This window comes from Mesorhizobium sp. PL10 (assembly GCF_053714315.1).
This window is the reverse complement of the sequence record NZ_JBSKBR010000110.1, coordinates 1-2,382: the sequence shown is the minus strand read 5'-3', so window position 1 is coordinate 2,382 and position 2,382 is coordinate 1. Positions and strand designations below refer to the sequence as shown.

General features: G+C 60.4%; 2 protein-coding genes. One reads left to right on the top strand and one right to left on the bottom strand.

Going from position 1 to position 2,382, the window contains the following annotated elements; genetic code table 11:
- Nucleotides 1-1,300 (top strand): NAD-dependent succinate-semialdehyde dehydrogenase (locus tag ACWGTO_RS33175; RefSeq protein ID WP_454578914.1); only part of this gene is annotated, 1,300 nt, incomplete at its 5' end.
- A gap of 404 nt (nucleotides 1,301-1,704) precedes the next feature.
- Here the strand turns inward: ACWGTO_RS33175 and ACWGTO_RS33170 are convergent.
- The coding region (locus ACWGTO_RS33170) for a transposase (RefSeq protein WP_454578913.1) at nucleotides 1,705-2,382 on the bottom strand (678 nt) is incomplete at its 5' end.

Genomic DNA, 2,382 nt, shown 5'->3' with positions numbered 1-2,382 from the left:
CGCGATCGGCAAAGCCCATGTCGCCCAGCCTGGATGGGCGGCGCTGACCGCGCGAGAGCGCAGCGACATCCTCTGGCGCTGGCATCAGCTGATCGTCGATCACACCGACGACCTTGCGGCGATCCTCACCGCCGAGATGGGCAAGCCACTTGCCGAAGCCAAGTCAGAGGTGACGCATGCGGCCGCTTATCTGCAATGGTACGCCGAAGAGGCCAATCGCATCTATGGCGAGACGATCTCGCCGCCGTCGACCGACCGCCGCATGCTGGTGATCAAGCAGCCGATCGGCGTCGTCGGCACGATCACGCCGTGGAACTTTCCGGCGTCCATGGTGGCACGCAAGATCTCGCCGGCGCTCGCCGCCGGCTGCACGATCGTGCTCAAGCCTGCCGAACAGACACCGCTCGTGGCGGGCGCGATGTTCGCGCTTGCCCAGGAGGCTGGCTTTCCCGAAGGCGTCGTCAACCTGGTCTATGCCTCGCAAGGCGATGCGGTAGGCCACGAACTCTGTTCCAATCCCAAGGTCCGCAAGATCAGCTTCACCGGCTCGACCGAGGTCGGGCGGCTGCTGATGCGACAGTGCTCGGACCAGATCAAGAAGCTCAGCCTGGAGCTCGGCGGCAACGCGCCGTTCATCGTCTTCGACGATGCCGATATCGATGCTGCCGTCGACGGCGCGATCCAGGCAAAGTTCCGCAATGGGGGCCAGACCTGTGTTTCAGCAAACCGCCTTTACGTCCAATCCGGCGCTCACGACAAGTTTGTCGACAAGTTCGTCGAGAAAGTCCGCCTGCTTTCGGTCGGCGACGGCTTCGATCCGGGCGTGGCGATTGGGCCGCTGATTGACAGGCATGCCCTGGCCAAGATCGAAGCCCATATCGCCGATGCCGTCGCAAAAGGCGGCACGGTCCGATGCGGCGGCAATCGCATCGGCAAGGACGGCACGTTTTTCCAACCGACGGTCCTCACGGATATCTCCAGCGAGATGGCAGTGGCCCGAGAGGAGACATTCGGGCCGTTGGCTCCTATCCTTCGTTTCGAAGATGCCGATCAGGTCGTGCACGAGGCCAACGACACGATCTACGGGCTTGCTGCCTATTTTTACGCTTCCAACCTGAAGCGTGTCTGGCGTGTGGCCGAGGCCCTGGAATATGGCATGGTCGGGATCAACACCGGGCGCATGTCGTCGGAGGCCGCACCCTTTGGCGGCATCAAGCAATCCGGCATCGGGCGCGAGGGGTCCCGCCACGGGCTCGAGGATTATCTTGAGATGAAATATCTCTGCATGGGCGGGATATGAAATCGCTGGAGCAAGCCGTTAGTCCAGACCCAGTCGCCTGTCCATCAAGCCGAACTCTGCGAGATACTTCGCCGGATTTGCCAATGGCGCCTGCCCGGATCCGGGTCAACCGGCCATGAGAATTATCCACTCGCCGGCCTTTGGGCGGCCGACACTTTTCCTCGCCTTACCCGCTTGGATCGAAAAGCGTCAGCGCCGACCCTACCGCAAGGGTTGACAATAGAGATCGGCCGCCAATCGTATCTGTACCCAACCGGCATCAGCGTGACCGCGGCCGCAACTTTCCGCTTTCGCTTTCGTGGATCGGTTGATTGCCTTTGGCAAATCCCGATCAGGCAAAGCTCGGCGAGAAAGTCTCGGTCCCTTCTCGTCACCAACGCGGGCCTGCGGCTCAAGAGCGGATCCTACGCCAAGCCGAGCCTCATCTTCAATTCCGCGTTCTCCTTGCGAAGGCGCTCTGCGAGAAGGCCCTTTAGCCGCTTGTTTTCGTCCTCGAGCGCGAGAAGGTCCTTCAAATCGTCGCTTCGCGGCGCAGGTGTCGAGGCCCGCTTCCAATGATAATAGGTCTGCTCCGATATGCCCGCCTGCTTTGCGGCCAGCTTCAGAGTGGCGCCGCCGGTCATGGACTGCTGCATCTCGGAGAGCTTCTCGGCTCGCTCTTTTGCCGAGTAAATTTTCCGGCCGCTGCCAAGTGCTGCCGACGAGTCCGACGTCCGAGACTGAGCGATGGCACCATTGGTATGAGCAGGCGATGTTTTCTCCGGCTTCGATTTGCGCGATTGCGCAACTCTTTTCTTGGCCTTTGGCTTTTCTGCTTTCGCAGCGGTCTCAGAGGGGGATGCTGCAGCTTCAGCGCCACTTAAATCCGGCATAGGAGTCTCCGCTTGCGATTTGAATAGATATTCAGGATCGACGGAGATTGTGTTGGAGTCAATCGTCTGACAATTAGCGAGCTCGGTCGCCTCCGATTCTCGGGTTGTCCCGGCGACGGCCGCTGAAATATCAACATCCCCCCAAATTGACCGGGATTGTTTTTGAATACCCCGCTTCCGCTTGACTTCCAGGATGAATGGTCGCGTTTG